Origin of the sequence: Halobaculum gomorrense (assembly GCF_900129775.1) — an archaeon.
Lineage (GTDB): Archaea > Halobacteriota > Halobacteria > Halobacteriales > Haloferacaceae > Halobaculum > Halobaculum gomorrense.
In genome coordinates this window covers 141,317-160,639 of record NZ_FQWV01000008.1, presented here as the reverse complement: position 1 = coordinate 160,639, position 19,323 = coordinate 141,317, and the positions used below count along the sequence as shown (strand labels likewise).

Here is a 19,323-nt window from a genome sequence, read left to right as displayed (position 1 = left end):
CTAGTCCCGGCGTGGCTCCACCGCGAACGGGCTGTCGCCGTCGCGCCACGACCACCCCGGCAGTCGCGTCTGGAAGCCGGCCGCGAGCGCCGCGTCGAGGTCGTCCACGCCCGCGGCGTCGCCGGGATCGCCGTGGACCCGGGTGTCCACGAAGTGGAACGTCGCCTCCGCCAACAGCGCGAGCGGCTGCCCCCCCGCGATGGTTGACGCGAGCCGTCGCCCGAGCAGTTCGTCGACGACGAACCCGGGGTAGTCGCCCTCCACGTCGAGCTCTCGGAGGAGACCGGCGAGCGCGGCGACGTTGACCGCGCGGTCGCCGTCGGCGAACACACGGTCGACCTCGCGACGGTACGCGGCCTCGGAGACGGCGTCGACCTCGGTGTCGAACAACTCGCTCAGCGCGGTTCGGGTGTCGTTGAGGAGCGGGACGACCGCGGGGGCGCGATCGCAGACGCGATCGCGCTCTGCGGCGACGGACGCCGGCGTGAGTCGCATACCGGCCGTAGGGGCGGCCGCCCGATTGAGGGTTGCGAAGGGTTTTATAACGAGGGATGGATACGAGGAGACAAGCGGGTTTTCCGTCGCCCACGAGGGCAGATCCAACGGAGCGTCCCGTACACATGCAGTCTTCACCGCACAGTCGACCCGAGGGCCTCGCGTTCGACAGCCGCGCGCCCCGGTACCCGCGACGATCCTCTCACATATGAGTCAAGTCGAGAAGCAGTTAGCCGACACGAAAGCACAGATCGAATCGGAGATCCCCGACGACATCTCCGTCACCGACGTGAAGTACGAGGGACCGGAGCTGGTCATCTACACGCGTCACCCGAAGGAGTTCGCCCAGGACGGCGACCTCGTCCGACAGCTCGCCTCCAAGCTCCGAAAGCGGATCACCGTTCGCCCGCACCCGGACGTCCTCTCAGAGCCGAGGGAGGCGAGAGAGAAGATCGAAGAGATCATCCCCGACGACGCCGGCGTCGCCGACCTCGACTTCCACGAGGACACCGGCGAGGTCGTCATTGAGGCCGAGAAGCCCGGCATGGTCATCGGTCGCCGCGGCTCCACCCTTCGGGAGATCACCCAGGAGGTCGGCTGGACGCCCGAGGTCGTGCGCACCCCGCCGATCGAGTCCTCCACGGTGTCGAACGTCCGGAACTTCCTGAAGCAGGAGCGCGAGGAGCGTCGCGACATCCTCGAACGCGTCGGCCGCACCATCCACCGCGAAGAGATGGCCGACGAGCAGTGGGTGCGCATCACGACCCTCGGCTGCTGCCGCGAGGTCGGCCGCGCCTCCTTCATTCTCAACACCGCCGAGACGCGCATCCTCATCGACTGCGGCGACAAGCCCGGCGCCGAGGGCGAGGTGCCGTACCTCCAGGTGCCCGAAGCGCTGGGCGCGGGCGCGCAGAACGTCGACGCGGTCGTGCTCACCCACGCTCACCTCGACCACTCCGCGCTCATCCCGCTTTTGTTCAAGTACGGGTACGACGGCCCGATCTACTGCACGGAGCCGACGCGCGACCTGATGGGCCTGCTCACGCTCGACTACCTCGACGTGGCGAGCAAGGAGGGGCGCACGCCCCCCTACGACTCGGCGCAAGTGCGCGAAGCGATCAAACACACCATCCCGCTGGAGTACGGCGATGTGACCGACATCGCGCCCGACGTGAAGCTCACGTTCCACAACGCGGGCCACATCCTCGGTTCGGCGGTGTCGCACTTCCACATCGGCGACGGCCTCTACAACGTCGCCTTCTCCGGCGACATCCACTACGACGACACCCGCCTGTTCAACGGCGCGGTCAACGACTTCCCGCGCGTCGAGACGCTCGTGATGGAGTCCACCTACGGCGGACGCAACGACTACCAGACCGATCAGGAGGACTCCGAGCGCAAGCTGGTCGAGGTGATCAACGAGACGTACGAGGACGACGGGAAGGTGCTGATCCCGGCGTTCGCGGTCGGGCGCTCCCAGGAGATCATGATGGTGCTGGAGGAGGCGATGCGCACCGACAAGATCCCCGAGATGCCAGTCCACCTCGACGGGATGATCTGGGAGGCGACAGCGATCCACACGACCTATCCGGAGTACCTCCGGGACGACCTCCGCGACCGCATCTTCCACGAGGACGAGAACCCCTTCCTCGCCGACCAGTTCAACCACATCGACGGCGGCGAGGACGAGCGCCAGGAGGTCGCCGACGGCGGCCCCTGCATCATCCTCTCCACCTCGGGGATGATGACCGGCGGGCCGATCATGTCGTGGCTGCGCCACCTCGGCAGCGAGGAGCACTCGACGCTCACCTTCGTCGGCTACCAGGCGCAGGGAACCCTCGGGCGTCGCATCCAGAACGGCTGGGACGAGATCCCGGTGCAGGACCCCCGCGACCGCAGCCGCGAGTCGACTATCTCGCTGCGGATGGGGATTGAGGTCGTCGACGGCTTCTCCGGGCACGCCGACCGGCAGGGGCTGGAGAACTTCGTGAAGACGATGAACCCCCGCCCCGAGAAGGTACTGTGTGTCCACGGCGACGAGCGCTCGGTCCAGGACTTCTCGTCGGCGCTGTACCACGATTACAACATGCGGACGTTCGCCCCGAAGAACCTGGAGACGTTCCGCTTCAAGTAACGGGCTCGCGCCAGCAACAGTGGCTCTCGGTCTCGTCGACGCCCCACCGGTACTCAAGTGCCGCCCCGTCGAGCACACGGTATGCGCATCGCGCTCATCGCCCACGACGAACAGAAAGACACCCTCGTCGAGTTCGCTCGCGAGTACACCGAGGCTCTCGCCGGTCACGACCTGCTCGCGACCGGGACGACCGGCAAACGGCTGAACGAGGAAACCGACCTGACCGTCGAGCGCAAGTCCTCGGGACCGCTGGGCGGCGACATGCAGATCGGTGCAGAGGTCGCCAACGGCGACTGCCACGGCATCGTCTTCCTGCGCGACCCCCTGACCGCCCAGCCGCACGAGCCGGACATCTCCGCGCTCCTCCGGATCTGCGACGTGCACGACGTGCCGCTCGCGACCAACCCCGCGAGCGCGGCGTACCTCGTCGAGGGGATCGAACGCGAGCCACCGGAGTATCACGACCGATAGCCGGCTCGGTCGACTTTTTATTCGGACCGCCGAACGGTTCCTGTGAGACGCCCGGTCCCGGTTCGCGCGGTGTTCGCCCTCCTTGTGTCGCTGGCGGCGATCGGTGGCCCGGCCGTCGCGCCCGCCGCGGCCGCGCCCGAGGACTGCTTCGGCGACGGGCGGAACCTGGATATCGGCACGGAGGGACCGACGATCGATCTGTCGATTTACACGTCGCTGTTCACGAACCTCGGCGGGAAGGGTGCGATCGGGCTGTCCGCGGTCGGCCACACGGGCGAGTACGAGGTGGTCAGCCTCCGCACCGGCGTCGTCTTCGCCGGCGTCGGCGACCCCGCCACGTTCCTCGCGGACCCGTTCTCGCGGTTCGCTCTCGCGTTCGACTACACGCTCTCGCTGCCGATGCTCTCGGCTGCTACCGGCGGCACCACCTACGAGCAGTCAGAAGCGCCCGTCGAGGGAGTTCCGGAAGCGGAGTGTTCGGTGGAGTGAGCGTCGCGCCCGGCCCGTAGGTTCCGTGGCTACGGCGACGGCTCGACACGCAGCGTCACCGTCAGCGGCGCGCCTCGCTCCAGCGCCGTCACGAGCCGTCGGTCGAAGTCGGCGGCCGCCGTGTCGGCGTCGACCATGATCGTCCGCCCGTCGACGTAGTCGCTCGTCCGGCCGACCATGCTGCGGTCGCCCTCGTAGGAGAGGTCGGGATGGCCGTGGCCCGTCACGGTCTCGGTCGCGTCGGCGGCGCGGAACTCGGCGACGATCGTCGCCTCGCGCGAGCGACACGCCTCGACGAACGGGCGCGGCACGTCCGCGGGCGTCGCGTCCGCCTCGACCGCGAGGATGCAGTCGCCCGTAGGCGTGAGCCAGTCGTCGCTCGTCACCTCGAACGTGCTCTCGTGGTCGGCGCTGACGTGCTCGTGACCCGCAGCGTGGACGGTCACCTCGCGGACGGCTCCGTCGACCGCGCCGGCCTCGTCTTCGCTCATACCCGTGCTGGGCCGCGGGGAGACAAAACGCCCGCGGGTTCGGTCGGTTCGCGGGTGGCAGCCGAGACACCGCCGCGTCGTGGCATCGGCTCGGTCCCCCCCCTCCCCCGGTCAGTCCAGGTCGATACCGCCGGCGAGGCGGTCGACCCCGACGACCAGCAGCGCGCCGACGGCGGCCGCGACGGCGAACTCGCCGCCGACCGCGACGCTCCACGCGCCGACCTCCTCGCCGACGCGGACGACGGGCGCCCGGAGCGCCCCGACGATCAGCCCGATCAGGAACGCGAGCGTCGCCTCCCGACGGGCCGCAAGCGCCGCCCGAACCGCGTGCGCGACGGTCAACAGGCCGACGACGCCGCCGGCGAGGAACGCGACCACGGGCACGCCCGTCTCGACTACCGTCGCCGTCGGACCGCCGGTCGCGACCGCCAACAGCGCGTCGACGAACACGGACAGCGCCTCGGTCATGCGTTCGTACTGCCCGAGGATGACGAGCAGCAACGACCCCGAGATCCCGGGGAGGATCATCGCGCTGACGGCGACCGCGCCCGCGACGAACGTCGCGAGCGCCGACTCTCCGAGCGCGGCCGACGCGCTCCCGGAGGCGACGAACGCCAGCACCGCCCCCGCGACCGCCGCGGCGGCCCGGCCCGTGGTGTCGACGCGGAACTCGTCTCTAAGCACTATCGCCGAGGCGCCGATCAGCCCGAAAAAGAAGCCGTAGGTGAGGACGGGAACCGCCTCCAGTGCGACGTGAAGCGCCCGCGTCACGGTGAGGATCGCGGTGGCGATGCCGACGCCGAGCGCGAGCAGGAACGCGCCGTCGAGTTCGGCCCAGACGGCGCGAAGCTGATCGCGGTCGCCGAGCAGTCCCTCGAGCGCGCGCCGCGCGAGCGCCGGCGACGCCGCCGTGACGGCCGCGATGAGCCGGTCGTAGATACCGGTGATCAACGCGATCGTGCCGCCGGAGACGCCGGGAACCGCGTCCGCGCTCCCCATCGCGACCCCGCGGAGGTACGTCCCGAGCGGCCCCTCCTCGCGCTCGATGTCGGTATCGTCGGCTCCGTCGGCTCCGCCGGCGCCACGACCGCTCCGCGGGGCGTCGGTCATCTACGGCGCGACCGTTCGTCTGACCGGCGCGCGCAGCGACGGCGCGGCCGTGCCGGACTGGTCGTCCCCGAGCGTCCCCCCAGCCGAGGACTCGCCGCCGGGCGTCGTGTTCAGCCCCGCGAGCGCGTCGGCGCCGGTCGCGAGCGAACTCGTGTTCTCCGTCGTGTTCGTCGACTCGTTCGCGTCGGTGCCGTTCTGCTGGGCGCCCTCGGGCGCGCGCAGCACCGTCTCCTCCAGCGTCACGCTCATGATCCCGTTGCGGGCGCCGTTGACCAGTCCCTCGCTGACGTTCACGGTCCCTTGGTTGCGCACGATGTACGCCGACTCGTTCGAGCGCACCTTGCCGGAGATCGTGTAGGCGCCCGTCGCGCGGACGCTCACGTTCGTGTACCCGTTCTCCGGCCCGTACTCGTCGTAGCCGGTCGTGGAGTACGGCACCGTGAACGAGAACTCCCCGTCCGCGTTCGCGGTCGTCTGCTGCGTGTACGTGAACGTCGAGGCGTTGCCGCCGGTGCCGCCCTCGGGCACCCGCAGCCGGACGGTCGCGGTGATCGTCTCGTTCGGCTCGGCGCCCGAGCCCTCGATGGTCGCGCCGGGCACCTTCTCGAACGTCTTCACCCACTGCGGCTGCATCTGCTGGAGCAGCGACGGGCGAAGCCCGGTGGCTCGCGACTCCTGCAGCACCGTCCGCTGGTACTGCCCGGACGCGTACGCCGAGGTGTCGGTGGTGCTGACGAGCCGGTAGTGCTCCAGGGCGGGGACGGCCTCGCGCGGGAACGAGCCGACGCCGCCGATCTGCGCGGTGCCGTCCTCCTCGACGAACTGCCGGGCGGCGCTCATGTTGCCGAAGGTGCGGATCGCCGTCGCGTTCTCGCCCTGCGGCAGCACCTTGTACGTGGTGCCGTCCTGGCCGGAGACGGTGTCGTAGTTGAAGACAATCACGCGCTCGCCGAACAGCGTGTTCACCGTCGGCTCGGCGCGGCTGCCGTGGTACTTGTACAACCGCACCATCATGCTCTCGTAGTAGCGCTGCTTCTTGTCGTAGAACGCGACGCCGTAGCGGGTCCCCTGTTGAGTCTGCTGGGCGCGCAGCGTCGGCGAGTAGTAGTCGGAGGCGTTCGTGTCGTCGTCGAAGACGATGGGCGCGCCGAACTTCGATCCGACGGTGACCATCTTCCAGTCGACCATCACGTAGCGCATCCGCTTGGCCTCGTCGTCGTCGGCGTCGATGTTCGCGAGCACCTCGCTCGCTCGCTCCTCGCTCGGTGCCAAGAGGTAGTTCGCCGCCGAGGTGGCGCCCTGCTGGAACGGGTTCGCGTGCGGGATGCGCTCGCCCTGCGTGGTGATCCAGTGGCCGTAGTCCCACCAGGACATCACGCCGTATGTTCCCTCGGGGTAGTCGTAATCGTCGTCTGCGGGCCGCTGGTAGGTGCCGTAGTACGCCAGCTCGTCGGCGTTGCCGGCGCCCCCGAGGTTCCCCTCGGCGGGCGTGTTCCGGCTCATCCACTCCAGGTTCTGGTCCCAGATGGTCACCGCGCCCGGGCCGGTGCTGTTGCCGACGCCGACGGCGGTGTTCGTCTTGTCGACGGAGGGGGTGCCCGTGTCGCCGAGCGAGAGGGGTACGACGAGGACGGGTGCGAGCACGACCAGCACCGCGGCCGCGACGGCGATTAGCTGGTGCGTCTCGACGTCCGACAGCGAGCGGTCGGCAGAGAAGTCGATCCCGATGACTGCGAGGACTTCCTTCAGGAAGTAGGCGTTCAGCCCCGCGACGGCGACCGCGAGGTAGTAGTTGAAGCGCACCTGCGTGAACGCGGCGGAGGTAATGAACGTTGCCCAGACGAACACGAACAGGTGCTCGGCGTCGTAGCGCACGCGTGCGGCCGCGCCGAACACGAGCAGCGCGACGAGCGCGAGGCCGGTCACCTGCGGGTTGAGTCCGAGACCGCTCGCGACGCTGTTGAACACGGGCGAGCCGACGAACACGAACAGGACGACGAGCGTCGACGCGCCGAGGTAGTAGTAATCGGCCGTCGTGCCGCGCTTCCACAGCGGCTTGACGAGCATCCAGACGGCCGCCGCGAGGGCCGTGACGAACGCGAAGCCGTACTCGGCGACGACGACGCCGAAGGAGCCGTAGTACTGGACGAGCCCGGACTGGAGGAACGGCTGGGCCTCGCCGATGGTGCGCGTCTGTGCGCCCGCGGAGAAGCCGACGAACCGGAGGAGGTTGCCCTCGATCGTCGTGAACGGCGCCGCGTCGACGACGATGACGAGGAGGACGCCGACGGCACCGAGGACGCCGACGATGCCCGCGAACGCGTGGTCGTTCAGGCGGTCGTCCTCGAACTGGCGGGCGTCGAGTCGCCGCGCGAGGAACGCGAGGAAGACGGCGCCCGCGGCGGTCGCGAGCGCGAAGGTGGGCTGGATGAGGCTGAACTGGGAAGGTGCGAACGACGCCTCTTCGAACTTCACCAGGGCCATCACCGCAGTCACGACCATGGAGACGACGGCGACGAACGCGACGTGGTCCGGCGAGCGGTCGCCCGCGTAGTCCGAGACGGCCTGGAACGCGACGTAGGCGGCGAAGATGCCGAGCAGGAGGACGCCTGGGGGCCACGTCCACAGGTACAGCCCGATCGTGAACCCTGCGAGTGCGCTCCAGTAAAGTGTGGGTTTCAGCTCGTCCAACTCACCAGCTTGGATGAGTTCCCAGATGGGGCGGTCACGTTGGGCCACCGCGAGCGCGACCATGATCGCGACGACGGCGAACGCCTGGAAGAACGGTTCCGCGATGTTGTGGTCGGCGAAGCCGACGAGGCCGCGACGGAGGAACGTCCCGGGCAGGAGCATCAGGATGACGGCGCCGAACAGCCCCGAGAGGCGACCGCCGAGGCGCTTCCCGATGAGGTAGGTGGGGATCGCGACGAGCGCGCCGAAGACCGCGGGCGCGACGAGGAGGGTCTTGGCGACGAGCGTACTGGACGGTGACCCGAGACCGACGACGAGGGCCGCGGTGGCGACCAACTGGTCGTAGAGCGTCCCGAACTGCCCGGTGCTCGTCCCGAACGGGTAGTGCGTCCACGGGTCGAACGGCATCGTGGACGGCCAGTTCGCGACGGCGTAGCGGACCTCGCGGAGGTGGTACCACGCGTCGTTCCCGTTGAAGTACACCTGGCCGTCGCGGATGAAGTTGCCGTAGGACTGGAGGCGGACCCACAGCATGAACGCGACGACCGCGAGGAGCGTCGGTACGTGATAGAGGTCGCGGACGACGTCCGCGGCCGACTTCCCCGCGAAGGAGTAGTCGATGCCCGGGACGGTGGAGGCGGGATTTCCGCCGTCCGGGGTCGTGTCGCTATCGCTTCGACTCATTGCATCGATGGACTTGGAAAACGAGGATAAGCCTTGTGAAGTGTATGCCCAGTCTCGGAGAATTGGCGAGGAAAAGAGCCTCAATTGAGGTCGAACTGCGTTTGGAGGAAATTGATGAGTGTTTGGGAGGATGCTTCCCAGGTATACTGTCGTTTAGCTAAGCGCCGCGCTCGGTTACCGATAGTCTGTCTCTGGTCATCGTTGTTGCTAAGGATAGTGATGGTTTCTGGAAATTCCGATAGTTCGGAAACCAACACTTCTTGTCCATCGTTGGCTTCCAGCCCCCTAGCTCCAAAGAGCGTGTCATAGAAAGCCTCCCGTGGGAGGCCGCAGGGTTTGGAAACTGTGTCCAGCAGTACCAACGCCCTGCAAGATGTAGCTTCGGTCGACGATTTATTGAATGCGGCGGCTACCGAGACAGTACCGCTGTTTGAGCATCTTGAGTTCGAGTTTCTCCTGGAGTACGACGTGTTCGCCCCCGCTCGCCGGGGGCGAACACGAGTGCATCAGCCACCGGATCTCTTTCGTGGCTTTCTGCACTGCTACTACGAGGATGTCTACGGCACGCGGCCGGTTACACGAGAACTCCAGCACAGCCTCGTCTGGTACTACTGCGGACTCGACAAACCGCCATCCAGAGACACGGTCGATCGCTTTCTCACCGACCTCGAACACGTTATTGACGATGTCTTCGACAGGCTCGTCGAGCAGGCCGCCGTCCGCGGCCTGCTCGACTCGACGTACTCCATCGATTCAACTCACATCGAAGCGATCCAATACAACGACGCTGCGTCGTTGAACTACGACCCAACAGCCGAGGAGTACTACTACGGTTTCGGCTGTACGATCGTCTCAACCGGCGCAAAGATCCCAATCGCAGCGGAGTTCACACAGGCCAAACAAGCAGATCAAGAGACGGCGAGCGCGTCACGCGTGACACGCTCGCCGTCGATACACCGGTCTGGATGCTTGGAGACAGCGCCTACGACATCCTCGATTGGCACGACCACCTGCTGGCCGCAGGGGTCGTGCCAATCGCTCCGTACAACCCGCGAAACACTGACGACCCGAAAGATATCGAGTACAGAGTCGAAGACCGCATCGACGAACACAGCGAGGACGTTCAGCTCAAGCAGTCAGTCTTAGACGAGACGTACAACCACCGGACAGGGGTCGAACGGACTAACGACGCAGTCAAGGACTGCGGCCTCGGGCACGTCCGCGCCCGAGGCCGCGTCCACGCACGAACAGAAGTGTTCCTTGCGCTGTGTCTCCGACTCGTCATTGCCATCACCAACTACGAGCGAGGAATCGAACCGGGCTATGAGAAACTATGAGATGGATTCTATGACACGCTCTTGTTTATTTACGTTCGTCGAGAATGTGATATTCTGCTCGTCAAATCACATAGATCCGCCGGCTCTACGTTCTTGATCAGCTTACCGGCCACGGTCTCGGGGTCTCGGCAGGTTGTACAAGATATCCCATTTGAAAGGGGATTACGGCCTTTCACCACCACCCTCGTGAGGTCGGACGCTCCCGAAACCCCTAACTCGCCACCCACACCACCGCACACACATGACCGACGACGTCTGCGTCCTCCTCCCCACGTACGATGAGGCGGCCACGGTCGCGGACGTCGTCACCGATTTCCGCGATAACGGCTTCACCGAGATCCTCGTCATCGACGGCGGCTCCAGCGACGACACTCGCGAGCGCGCCCGCGAGGCCGGCGCGCGCGTGGAGATCCAGTCCGGTTCCGGCAAGGGTCAGGCCATCCGCGAGGCGGTCCACGAGCACATCACCGCGGAGTTCGTCCTCATGGCCGACGCGGACGGCACCTACCGCGCGAGCGACGCCGACGCCATGCTCGACCCGCTCCGCGAGGGCACCGCCGAGCACGTCATCGGCGACCGCTTCGCCGACATGCACGAAGACGCGATGACGGGACTCAACCGCGCCGGCAACACGATCTTCAACGGCCTGTTCTCGCTCATCCACCGCGAGGACTACGGCGACATCCTCTCGGGGTACCGCGCGTTCACCGTCGACTCGTTCCGGCGCCTCCGCCTCACGGCCGACGGGTTCGGCATCGAGACGGAGCTGGCCGTCGAGTGTGCGCGCCACGGCGTCCGCACGACGGTCGTCCCGATCACGTACCTCCCGCGCCCGGACGGCTCGAACACGAACCTCCACCCGGTACGCGACGGCGGGATCATCCTGATGGCCATCTATCGGCAGGCGAAGACCTCGAACCCGCTGTTCTACTTTGGGAGCGCGGGCGGGGTCGCCGGCCTCGCGGGCGCGCTCATCGCCGCGTACGTCGCGTACGACTGGTTCGTCAACACCATCTCTCATAACGTGCTCGCGATCGTCGCCGGCGTCGGGATCATCCTCGGCGTCCAACTGCTCATCTTCGGCGTCCTCTCGGACCTGCTGGTCACGCTCCACGGCGAGACGCTGGACCGCGTCGAGGCGCTCGAACGGGAGGTCGACGAGGCCGTCGAAGCGGCGGGCGTCGAGTCGGCCGACGACGACGCGCCAGATGCCTCAGAAGGGAAGGATCGAGCGGACCCGCCCGAGCAGTGACCCCGCGCCGCTGCGGCGGCGGTCCTCGAAGATCGGGTGCAGGCGGTTGAGTAGGTCGCGCTCGGACTCGAACTCCTCCTCTGGAAGCTCCCGGAGCACCTCCGCAAGGTCGAGACTGTTGCCCGCGGCGTCATAGGGCACCCGGGTGTCACCCATCGACGCGATCAGCTCCTCGGTCGTCGCCGGGAACCGAACCCCGGCCCGGTCGAGCCGTTCGTCGAGCGCCGCGATGCCGAACTCGATGGACTCGGGTTCGCTCGTGTCTCCCTGCGGCGGTCTGGCTGCCATTACGCCGCGTTGCCGCCCCGGGGACTAAAACGGACGGGCCCGCGGTCGTCCCGCGGTGGCGACACCACGCGCGAGCAGACGGTGGGCGTGCAGACGCGTGGAGCGAGCGCGCGAGCGATCGCGGGCGCGACCACCTATCTTGTACCGCTCCAGCGCGCTTGCACCGCTCCGCCGCAGTTGCATCGCTCACCGCTCCGCCGCGCTTATCGGTCGCGCGCTCCTCCGTGGAGACATGACTGACTACACTACCGTCTCCATCCCGAAGGACCTCGCCGAGCGCGTCGAGGAGACGATCGAGGGGACGAGCTTCTCGTCCACGTCGGACCTGGTGCGGTTTCTCCTGCGCAGCATCGTCATCCAACACCAGAAGCAGGGCTCGCTGTCCGAAGCTGAGTTCGACGAGATAACCGACCAGCTCCGCGACCTCGGCTACCTGGAGTAGGGGAACCGCGACGACGACCGCGCCCGACGCGGCGGCCTCACTCGTCGATTCCCTCTTCGGGCGGGTACGCGTCGACAACGACGAGCTCGCGCCGTCGTCCGCGGCGGTCGTACGCGGTCACGTCCCCGCGCTCGAACGGCGGCACCGCCACCAGCACCACGGCCGCGAGGTCGTCCTCCTCGGTGAGTCGGCGGTCGCCGCGGGGGTGCGAGAGGAACCGCGCGCGGCCGGCGGGCCGACCCAGGTCCATCCCGAACACCGCCGACACCGAGCCGCCGGCTCCGGGGAAGTAGAAGTGCGTGAGGACCGGCGTCGACGGGTCCAGTCCCCCGGGCGCGTCGATCAAGTCCCCGGCAGCCGTCGCGTCCAGGACGACGTTCTCCTCGTCGGGGTCGGCGTCGGCCGCGCGCTCGCACAGCAGCGAGAGCAGGTCGGCCGTGATGTGGACGGGCGCGGGGTCCGCGCGCGACGTGCCGTCGGCCGCCCGCTGGGCCGCGTCGTCCACGCGACCGTCGCCGTCTCCGGAGGTCACGACGGGACGCTCACCCGAGGAACTGCCGGAGGGTCTTCGCGTACAGTCCTGGCGCCTTCCCGCGGGATCCATCGAGCGCGGCTGCGAGCGCGCGACCGCCGTCCGCCGTGACGCCGGCGCCGTGACCGCACAGTACTCGCTCGGGATCGAGGCCCGCGAGCGCGCGCCGCGGGGGCGTCAGCCGGAGCATCGGGTGGACCCCAAGCGTCTCCGACTCCGTGCGCATGTACGCGGACGCCCCGACCGACTCGGGCACGTACAGCATAGCCCCCTCCTCGTCGTACAGCGCCACCTCCTGCCACGGCGGGATCGACGAGTCGCGGACCGTGACCGCGCGCATGCCGCCGAGTTCGCGCCCGAACCGCTCGACGGGGGCGTCGAGTTTCGTCGCGACGCCGGTCATCCAGTCGGGCACGTACACGGGCACGTCGTGGCGGGTCGCGATCGCGGCGGCGTCGCGCTTGTGGCGGTCGAGACAGACGACGATGCCCGCCACCTCGCCGTCCAGCCCCGCGAGGAGGTCGTCGACCCCGTCGGCGTCTACGGGGTCGAGCACCCACACGTCGCCGTCGACCGCGAGGGCGTGGCTCGCCCGCTCCATCGTCTCGTCGGGGTAGGCGATCCACCCAACTCCGCCGTCGAACTCGTCGATCACGGCGAGGTCGGCGTCGCCGGCACCTTTCATCGGCATCGGGAGACGAGAGGGGCGCCGCGGGCTTAAGTGGGGTGCCGCCGGAAGGGCGGACGAGATGACAACGCGACCCGCGACGACGCAGCCGCGTCCGGCGCTGGCGTCGCTGGCGCTGGAGGTGACCGACCTCGGGCGCGCGGCGGCGTGGTACGCCGACAGGTTCGGTCTGGTTCCGACCCGACGCAGCGACACCGAGTGCGCCTTTGATGTCGGCGGCACCGAGTTCGTGCTCCGTCGCCCCGACTCGGTCCCGCGCGGCGGCCTCCACACGCACTTCGCGTTCGAGACGACCGGCCGCGAGTACCCCGGGTGGCGCGCGCGGTTCCCCGACGCCACCGAGGTCGACTTCGGCTCCTTCCGCTCGCTGTATCTGGAGGACGCGGACGGCCACGCGCCGGAGATCGGCGGGACGGCCCCCGACGATACCGGGACCGGATTGATCGGGGTCTTCGAGGTGGTGCTGGAGGTCGTGAACGTCGACCTCGCGAGCGACTGCTGGTCTGCCCTGGGCTTCTCGGCGGTCGACCGCGGCGACGACCGCCGGCGGATCCGGCTGCGCGGGCCCGCCGGCGCCGAGCGGCAGTTCGACGTGGAGCTGTGGGAGCCCCAACTCGGCCTCGCGGGCGCCCGCGGGGGCGTCCACGTCGACCTCGCGGTCCGGGTGCGCGAGCCCGCGGCCGTCGCCGAGCACGCCTACGGCGACCTCCCCTCGGTGACGGTCCGGGAGTCGTCCGACGGCTCGGTCGAGCTGTACGACCCCGACGGCCATCACCTCGTGTTGCTGCCGGCCGACAGCGACGGAGGCGGTGCCGTAGACGGGCAGGCTGACGAAAGAGGGGCGCAGCGGTGAGCGGAGACGGATCGGACGCCGGCGGCGCGGCCGACGAAGACGGAGACGGAGACGACCGGGACGACGGCGCCGACCGCGGCTACCGCCACGTCGCCGTCGACGACGTGGCGAACACGCCGAACCCGACGCGAGCGAAGCGGGAACTCGACGAGGCCGTCGGGGCGTCGTTGTTCGGCTGCAACTACTACGAGGCTGACCCCGGCGAGCGAGTGCCGTGGGGGTTCCACCGCCACCCCGACCACGAGGAACTGTTCTACGTCATCGACGGCGAACTGGCGGTCGAGACGCCCGGGCGGACGTACCGCGTCGGCGCCGACGAGGCGTTCTTCGTCCCCGCGGGCGCCCCGAACCGGGCGGTCGCCGCCGGCGACGAGCCGTGTCGCTTTCTCGCGGTCGGCGCGCCGAAGGACGCCGACGGCGCGGTGATCAGCGAGGAGTGTCCCGCCTGCGGCGCAGAGGCCGACCGCGAGTATGATGTCGAGCCCCGAGGCGAGGGCGCCGACCCGGACGCCGAGGAGTACGTCCTGCGCTGTGCGGCGTGCGGCGCCGAGACCGACCGCTTCTCGGGGTAGCGAGTCGGAGCTTCCTGGTAGCGCTCGGCGGCCGTCGGGAGTAACCGCGCGCCGCAGTCGCCGGGGCCGGCGCCCGGTCAGTTCAACCGATCGGTGTCGATGCCGACGCCCGGGGGCGAGACGATGAGGAAGCCCCGGAAGTGCGTGAGTTCGCCGCCCATGTCGTTCACCTCGCGGGCGAACCCGCTGGCCAACTCGTTCAGGTCCCCTTCGACGGCGAGCACGAGGACGTTGCCGTACTCGACGTTGCGCACCCACTCCTCAGGCTCGGTCCTCCCGTCGAGCACCCCCAGCACCACGTCCCCCACCGTTCCCTCCGACTCGATCAGCTCCTCGGCGTCGCGGAGGTCGAGCCCGAAATCGCTCATATCGCGCCTCACGGCGTGTGCTTTCAAAAGGGTTCGGTCCGCGGTCCGACGGGCGTCTGACCGGCGCGAACCCGTCGCGCTCGACACTCGACCCCGTCGCACCGTCTGCGTGACGCCGCGGCGCCGACCGTTCGTCAATACCATGTGTATTAGGATATACTATGAATTCGAGTTGGTGGGTAGTCGCCGCAGTACTGCGATCCCTCTTCTGATCGAACGTTCGTGATGATCGTTCGCCGACGCCGTGACCTGTCCGACCACAACGCTTTACAATCAGTTCTGCTCTCACATGCGATGATGTCCCATAACCAGGACTCGTCGGTAACCAGTCCGGCGGAACGAGTTCTTCCAGGGCACGCTGAGTGCTTCTGACGAGTTCGACTCTGTCCGCATCTTCGACACGACGCTGCGCGACGGCGAGCAGTCGCCGCGAACGTCGTTCACGACCGAGGAGAAACGAGAGATAGCCGCGGCGCTCGACGAGTTGGGCGTCTCCGTCATCGAGGCGGGGTTCCCGGTCAACTCCGACGCGGAGTTCGAGGCCGTCAGCAACATCGCGGAGTCGACCGATACAACCGTCTGCGGGCTCGCCCGCGTGGTCGAGAAAGACATCCAGGCCGCCATCGACTCGGGGGTCGGGATGATCCACACGTTCGTCTCCACGAGCGACGTGCAGATCGAAGACTCCATGCACGCCACCCGCGAGGAGGTGAAACAGCGGGCCGTCGAGGCCGTCGAGATGGCCACCGACTCGGGCGCCGAGGTGATGTTCTCGCCGATGGACGCCACCCGGACCGAGGAGTCGTTCCTCGTCGAGGTCATCGAGGCCGTCGACGAGGTCGGGGTCGACTGGATCAACATCCCCGACACCTGCGGGGTGGCGACGCCGCGGCGCTTCGGCGACCTGATCGAGGTCGTCGCCGAGCACACCGACGCCGGCATCGACGTGCATACACACGACGACTTCGGGCTGGCGGGCGCGAACGCGCTGGCCGGCGTCGAGGCCGGCGCCGACCAGATGCAGGTGTCGGTCAACGGCATCGGCGAGCGCGCCGGCAACGCCGCCCTCGAGGAGGTCGTCATGGCCGCCGAGTCGCTGTACGACGCCGACACCGGCGTCGACACGACGAAGATCACAGAGGTGTCGCGGATGGTCGAGCAGGCCAGCGACATCGCGGTGCCGCCGAACAAGCCCGTGGTCGGGCGCAACGCCTTCAGCCACGAGTCCGGCATCCACGCCGCCGGCGTCATCGAGAACAGCGACACGTTCGAGCCGGGGGTCATGACCCCGGAGATGGTCGGCGCGACCCGCGAGCTGGTGATGGGGAAACACACCGGCACCCACTCGGTCCGCCAGCGGCTGACCGACGCCGGATTCGACCCCACTGAGTCGCAGGTGCGCGCGGTCACCCGCCGGGTGAAAGACGCTGGCGCCGAGGGCCGCGTGACCATGAGCGACGTGCGCCGGTTCGCCCGCGAGGAGGGCGTCGCCGAGATGGAGGAGGACCCCGAGGAGGAGCGCGAGCAGGAGGCCCGCGTCTAACCCACCGGGGTGCAATCGTTGCCACCCGCGTCACGGTTATGAGGCACGCGCCGAAAACCGAAGGCGAGATGACGACGAGATCCGCGCCGACCGCCGTTCGCCCGGCGCCCGCGGAGCGCGTCATTGCCCTTCTCGCCGGAATCGCGGGTATCGTAGGGGGGTAAGCGCCCCCACACCACCCACTCCCGACGCACGTATCGACCGTATCCGATTAGCGACCAGCGATCACCGACCGCGAACGAATGACACACACGGATGGAGGACCACGACGATGAGCGAGCCAGCGACCCCCGACGCCGCGTCGCCCGACGAGGGTGACGATGAGGGGCGAACCGATCGAGCGGACCAGCCAGAACGGACGGACGACGACGCGGCCGCAGCTCGCGAGGAGGCGGCGACGCGCGCGCCCGGAAGCGGCGCGAACGCCGTCGTCGCCGCGCTCGAAGCCGCGGGCGTCGAGACCGCCTTCGGCGTGCAGGGCGGGGCGATCATGCCCGTCTACGACGCGCTGTCGGCCTCCACGGTCGATCACGTGACGATGGCCCACGAGCAGGGCGCCGTCCACGCGGCCGACGCCTACGGCGTCGTCCGGGGCGACCCCGGCGTCTGTATGGCGACCTCGGGGCCGGGCGCGACGAACCTCGTCACGGGCATCGCGGACGCGTCGATGGACTCGGACGCGATGCTCGCGCTGACGGGGCAGGTCCCCTCGGACATGGTCGGCTCCGACGCCTTCCAGGAGACCGACACCGTCGGCGTCACCGCGCCCATCACGAAGCACAACTACTTCGCCAACGACTCCGACGAGGTCGGCCAGACGGTCGGCGAGGCGTTCGCGCTCGCGAACACCGGCCGGCCCGGACCGACACTGGTCGACCTCCCGAAGGACATCACCTTCGGCGAGACTGACCGCCCGGTCGGCGAACCCACGGCGCCCGATCGCGCCGTGCCCGATCTCGAGGCCGACGAGGAGCAGGTCGAGGCGGCTGCCGCCGCCATCGAGGCTGCCGATCGACCCCTCTGCCTGTTCGGCGGCGGCGTGATCAAGGGCGACGCGACCGAGCAGGCGCGGGCGTTCGCCCGCGAGTTCGAGATCCCGGTCGTGACGACGATGCCCGGCATCGGGAGCTTCCCCGAAGACGACGACCTGTGTCTCTCGTGGGCGGGCATGCACGGCACCGGCTACGCCAACATGGCGATCACGCACACCGACTGCCTGATCGCCGTGGGGACGCGCTTTGACGACCGCCTCACCGGCGGCGTCGACACCTTTGCCCCCGAGGCGGAGGTCGTCCACGTCGACATCGATCCCGCCGAGATCTCGAAGAACGTCCACGCGGACTACCCGGTCATCGGCGACGCCGCGACCGTCCTCGACCAGCTCGACGCCGCCATCGGCTACGGGGACGCCCCCGACACCGAGTCGTGGTGCACCCAGTGCGACGAGTGGCGCGAGCAGTACCCGATGGACTACGCCATCGACCCCGACGAGCCGGTGAAACCGCAGTTCGTCGTCGAGGCGTTCGACGCCGCGATGGACGACGACACGTACGTTACCACCGGCGTCGGCCAACACCAGATGTGGGCCGCGCAGTACTGGACGTACCGTGAGCCGCGCACCTTCGTCTCCTCGCACGGGCTGGGAACGATGGGATACGGCCTGCCCGCGGCCATCGGCGCCCGCGTCGCGGCCGACGACGACCGCGAGGTGATCAGCTTCGAGGGCGACGGCTCGTTCCTGATGACGATTCAGGAGCTGTCGGTCGCCGTCCGCGAGGATCTCGACATCACCGTCGTCGTGCTCAACAACGAGTACATCGGGATGGTCCGACAGTGGCAGGACGCCTTCTTCGAGGGGAACCACATGGCCTCCCAGTACGACTGGATGCCGGAGTTCGACACGCTCGCGGAGGCGTTCGGTGCGAAGGGCTTCCGCATCGACGAGTACGACGACGTGGAGAGCGTCGTCGAGGAGGCGCTCGCGTACGACGGCCCCTCCGTCGTCGACGCGCATATCGACCCCGAGGAGAACGTCTACCCGATGGTCGCCAGCGGCGCGGCGAACGGGCAGTTCGCGCTCGCGGAGGACCAGCTATGACGGGCGAGGCCGAGCGGAGCGAGCAGGGTGGCGACGAACTGGCTCCGGAGGAGCATGCCGCCACCGACGGCGGCACCGACCACCCCGTTGAGTCCCCCCTGGTCGAGCACGCCCGGCCCACGGGCGGCGACGCGCCGGAGACTGGACTCGCCGGCCCGCACCCCGAGGAACGACCCCACCCGTCGGGTCGCCGCGACGAACACGGCGTCCGAAAGGAGCCGGACCACGGGCCCGAGCCAACGCGGCGAGCGACGGTCTCGGCGCTCGTCGAGGACGAGCCGGGCGTGCTCGCGCGCGCCGCGGGGCTGTTCCGGCGGCGACAGTTCAACATCGAGAGCCTGACGGTCGGCCCGACGACCGTCGAGGGGCACTCGCGGATCACCCTCGTCGTCGAGGAGACCGAGGCGGGTATCGAGCAGGCGAAAAAGCAGCTCGCGAAGCTCACGCCTGTCATCGCGGTCGGCGAACTGAGCAACGACGCCGTCGCCGCCGAGCTCGTCCTGCTGAAGGTCCGCGGGAAAGACCCCGACAAGGTCCACGCGATCACCTCGATGTACGACGGGCAGACGCTGGACGCGGGGCCGCGCACCATTACGGTGCAGATCACCGGCGACGAGAACACGATCGACGACGCGATCGACGCGTTCGACCAGTTCGGCATCATCGAGATCGCCCGGACCGGTCAGACCGCGCTGGAGCGGGGCGACTCCCCGACGACCCCCGGCGAGGAGCCGGGTCACTCAGCCGACTCGACCGACGACGAGTTCACCAACTACGACGACTGA

At 68.6% G+C, this 19,323-nt stretch carries 17 protein-coding genes and 2 pseudogenes; 11 read left to right on the top strand and 8 right to left on the bottom strand.

All coding sequences use genetic code 11. The annotated features are described in order from the left end of the window. Positions 1–495 (bottom strand): hypothetical protein, encoded by a 495-nt coding sequence (locus BUE16_RS13775; protein WP_073310703.1) that lies wholly within the window; start codon positions 493–495, stop codon positions 1–3. 208 nt (positions 496–703) lie between these two features. Between BUE16_RS13775 and BUE16_RS13770 the strand changes: the two genes are divergently transcribed. The 3 genes from BUE16_RS13770 to BUE16_RS13760 all read left to right on the top strand — a co-directional run bounded on the left by BUE16_RS13770 (position 704) and on the right by BUE16_RS13760 (position 3,589). Continuing rightward, on the top strand, positions 704–2,629 hold the full coding sequence (locus tag BUE16_RS13770) for a beta-CASP ribonuclease aCPSF1 (RefSeq protein WP_073310701.1): 1,926 nt from the start codon (positions 704–706) through the stop codon (positions 2,627–2,629). A gap of 81 nt (positions 2,630–2,710) precedes the next feature. Next, positions 2,711–3,100, top strand: coding sequence for a methylglyoxal synthase (locus BUE16_RS13765; protein WP_073310699.1), 390 nt, complete (start codon positions 2,711–2,713; stop codon positions 3,098–3,100). Between the two features lie 42 nt (positions 3,101–3,142). Further along, a complete protein-coding gene (locus BUE16_RS13760; protein WP_079991667.1) occupies positions 3,143–3,589 on the top strand; it encodes a DUF7332 family protein in 447 nt (148 codons plus the stop codon). A gap of 29 nt (positions 3,590–3,618) precedes the next feature. Here BUE16_RS13760 and BUE16_RS13755 read toward each other — a convergent pair whose 3' ends face one another. The 3 genes from BUE16_RS13755 to BUE16_RS13745 form a co-directional block, all read right to left on the bottom strand. After that, the gene (locus BUE16_RS13755; protein ID WP_073310697.1) at positions 3,619–4,080 is read right to left on the bottom strand and encodes a DUF371 domain-containing protein; all 462 of its coding nucleotides are present in this window, start codon (positions 4,078–4,080) and stop codon (positions 3,619–3,621) included. 111 nt (positions 4,081–4,191) lie between these two features. Then, complete coding sequence (locus tag BUE16_RS13750) at positions 4,192–5,079, bottom strand: DUF368 domain-containing protein (protein ID WP_234972406.1); 888 nt, start codon at positions 5,077–5,079, stop codon at positions 4,192–4,194. Positions 5,080–5,190: 111 nt separating this feature from the next. Continuing rightward, the gene (locus tag BUE16_RS13745) at positions 5,191–8,565 is read right to left on the bottom strand and encodes an oligosaccharyl transferase, archaeosortase A system-associated (RefSeq protein WP_073310695.1); all 3,375 of its coding nucleotides are present in this window, start codon (positions 8,563–8,565) and stop codon (positions 5,191–5,193) included. A 345-nt stretch (positions 8,566–8,910) separates the two neighbouring features. Between BUE16_RS13745 and BUE16_RS13740 the strand changes: the two are divergent. After that, positions 8,911–9,902: pseudogene (locus tag BUE16_RS13740) on the top strand (transposase). Between the two features lie 241 nt (positions 9,903–10,143). Then, complete coding sequence (aglJ, locus tag BUE16_RS13735) at positions 10,144–11,154, top strand: S-layer glycoprotein N-glycosyltransferase AglJ (RefSeq protein WP_073310693.1); 1,011 nt, start codon at positions 10,144–10,146, stop codon at positions 11,152–11,154. On the opposite strand, the gene BUE16_RS13730 is transcribed toward aglJ, so the two are convergent. Next, positions 11,116–11,442, bottom strand: coding sequence for a DUF5789 family protein (locus BUE16_RS13730; protein WP_073310691.1), 327 nt, complete (start codon positions 11,440–11,442; stop codon positions 11,116–11,118). The two genes, aglJ and BUE16_RS13730, sit on opposite strands and share 39 nt — an antisense overlap. A 232-nt stretch (positions 11,443–11,674) precedes the next feature. Here BUE16_RS13730 and BUE16_RS13725 point away from each other — a divergent pair, with 232 nt between their 5' ends. After that, positions 11,675–11,884, top strand: coding sequence for a ribbon-helix-helix domain-containing protein (locus BUE16_RS13725; protein ID WP_073310689.1), 210 nt, complete (start codon positions 11,675–11,677; stop codon positions 11,882–11,884). Positions 11,885–11,921: 37 nt separating this feature from the next. On the opposite strand, the gene BUE16_RS13720 is transcribed toward BUE16_RS13725, so the two are convergent. After that, positions 11,922–12,416 carry a hypothetical protein gene (locus BUE16_RS13720; RefSeq protein WP_073310687.1) on the bottom strand — a complete coding sequence of 165 codons (495 nt, stop codon included), beginning with the start codon at positions 12,414–12,416 and terminating at the stop codon, positions 11,922–11,924. A gap of 10 nt (positions 12,417–12,426) precedes the next feature. Continuing rightward, the gene (locus BUE16_RS13715) at positions 12,427–13,101 is read right to left on the bottom strand and encodes a hypothetical protein (protein WP_073310757.1); all 675 of its coding nucleotides are present in this window, start codon (positions 13,099–13,101) and stop codon (positions 12,427–12,429) included. A gap of 64 nt (positions 13,102–13,165) precedes the next feature. On the opposite strand from BUE16_RS13715, the gene BUE16_RS13710 reads away from it, so the two are divergent. Together BUE16_RS13710 and BUE16_RS13705 are read left to right on the top strand one after the other, a co-directional pair. Next, positions 13,166–13,957, top strand: a complete 792-nt coding sequence (locus tag BUE16_RS13710; RefSeq protein ID WP_073310685.1) for a VOC family protein — start codon at positions 13,166–13,168, stop codon at positions 13,955–13,957. Beyond that, positions 13,954–14,529 (top strand): cupin domain-containing protein, encoded by a 576-nt coding sequence (locus tag BUE16_RS13705; protein ID WP_079991665.1) that lies wholly within the window; start codon positions 13,954–13,956, stop codon positions 14,527–14,529. The genes BUE16_RS13710 and BUE16_RS13705 overlap by 4 nt, the downstream gene beginning before the upstream one ends. Before the next feature lie 80 nt (positions 14,530–14,609). Here the strand turns inward: BUE16_RS13705 and BUE16_RS13700 are convergent. Then, positions 14,610–14,897 (bottom strand): annotated as a pseudogene (locus BUE16_RS13700) (DUF5779 family protein); the annotation flags it as partial. A 358-nt stretch (positions 14,898–15,255) separates the two neighbouring features. Here BUE16_RS13700 and BUE16_RS13695 point away from each other — a divergent pair. The 3 genes from BUE16_RS13695 to ilvN all read left to right on the top strand — a co-directional run bounded on the left by BUE16_RS13695 (position 15,256) and on the right by ilvN (position 19,323). After that, on the top strand, positions 15,256–16,440 hold the full coding sequence (locus BUE16_RS13695; RefSeq protein WP_079991664.1) for a LeuA family protein: 1,185 nt from the start codon (positions 15,256–15,258) through the stop codon (positions 16,438–16,440). Positions 16,441–16,711: 271 nt separating this feature from the next. Further along, positions 16,712–18,538, top strand: a complete 1,827-nt coding sequence (ilvB, locus tag BUE16_RS13690; protein ID WP_073310681.1) for a biosynthetic-type acetolactate synthase large subunit — start codon at positions 16,712–16,714, stop codon at positions 18,536–18,538. After that, a complete protein-coding gene (ilvN, locus tag BUE16_RS13685) occupies positions 18,535–19,323 on the top strand; it encodes an acetolactate synthase small subunit (protein WP_079991663.1) in 789 nt (262 codons plus the stop codon). Before ilvB ends, ilvN begins: the two co-directional genes overlap by 4 nt.

Bases quoted from the DNA above. Each gene is read 5' to 3' on its own strand.
- BUE16_RS13775 (WP_073310703.1), bottom strand. From the start codon at position 495: ATGCGACTCACGCCGGCGTCCGTCGCCGCAGAGCGCGATCGCGTCTGC.
- BUE16_RS13770 (WP_073310701.1), top strand. From the start codon at position 704: ATGAGTCAAGTCGAGAAGCAGTTAGCCGACACGAAAGCACAGATCGAA.
- BUE16_RS13765 (WP_073310699.1), top strand. From the start codon at position 2,711: ATGCGCATCGCGCTCATCGCCCACGACGAACAGAAAGACACCCTCGTC.
- BUE16_RS13755 (WP_073310697.1), bottom strand. From the start codon at position 4,080: ATGAGCGAAGACGAGGCCGGCGCGGTCGACGGAGCCGTCCGCGAGGTG.
- BUE16_RS13750 (WP_234972406.1), bottom strand. From the start codon at position 5,079: ATGGGGAGCGCGGACGCGGTTCCCGGCGTCTCCGGCGGCACGATCGCG.
- BUE16_RS13745 (WP_073310695.1), bottom strand. From the start codon at position 8,565: ATGAGTCGAAGCGATAGCGACACGACCCCGGACGGCGGAAATCCCGCC.
- aglJ (WP_073310693.1), top strand. From the start codon at position 10,144: ATGACCGACGACGTCTGCGTCCTCCTCCCCACGTACGATGAGGCGGCC.
- BUE16_RS13730 (WP_073310691.1), bottom strand. From the start codon at position 11,442: ATGGCAGCCAGACCGCCGCAGGGAGACACGAGCGAACCCGAGTCCATC.
- BUE16_RS13725 (WP_073310689.1), top strand. From the start codon at position 11,675: ATGACTGACTACACTACCGTCTCCATCCCGAAGGACCTCGCCGAGCGC.
- BUE16_RS13715 (WP_073310757.1), bottom strand. From the start codon at position 13,101: ATGAAAGGTGCCGGCGACGCCGACCTCGCCGTGATCGACGAGTTCGAC.
- BUE16_RS13710 (WP_073310685.1), top strand. From the start codon at position 13,166: ATGACAACGCGACCCGCGACGACGCAGCCGCGTCCGGCGCTGGCGTCG.
- ilvB (WP_073310681.1), top strand. From the start codon at position 16,712: ATGAGCGAGCCAGCGACCCCCGACGCCGCGTCGCCCGACGAGGGTGAC.
- ilvN (WP_079991663.1), top strand. From the start codon at position 18,535: ATGACGGGCGAGGCCGAGCGGAGCGAGCAGGGTGGCGACGAACTGGCT.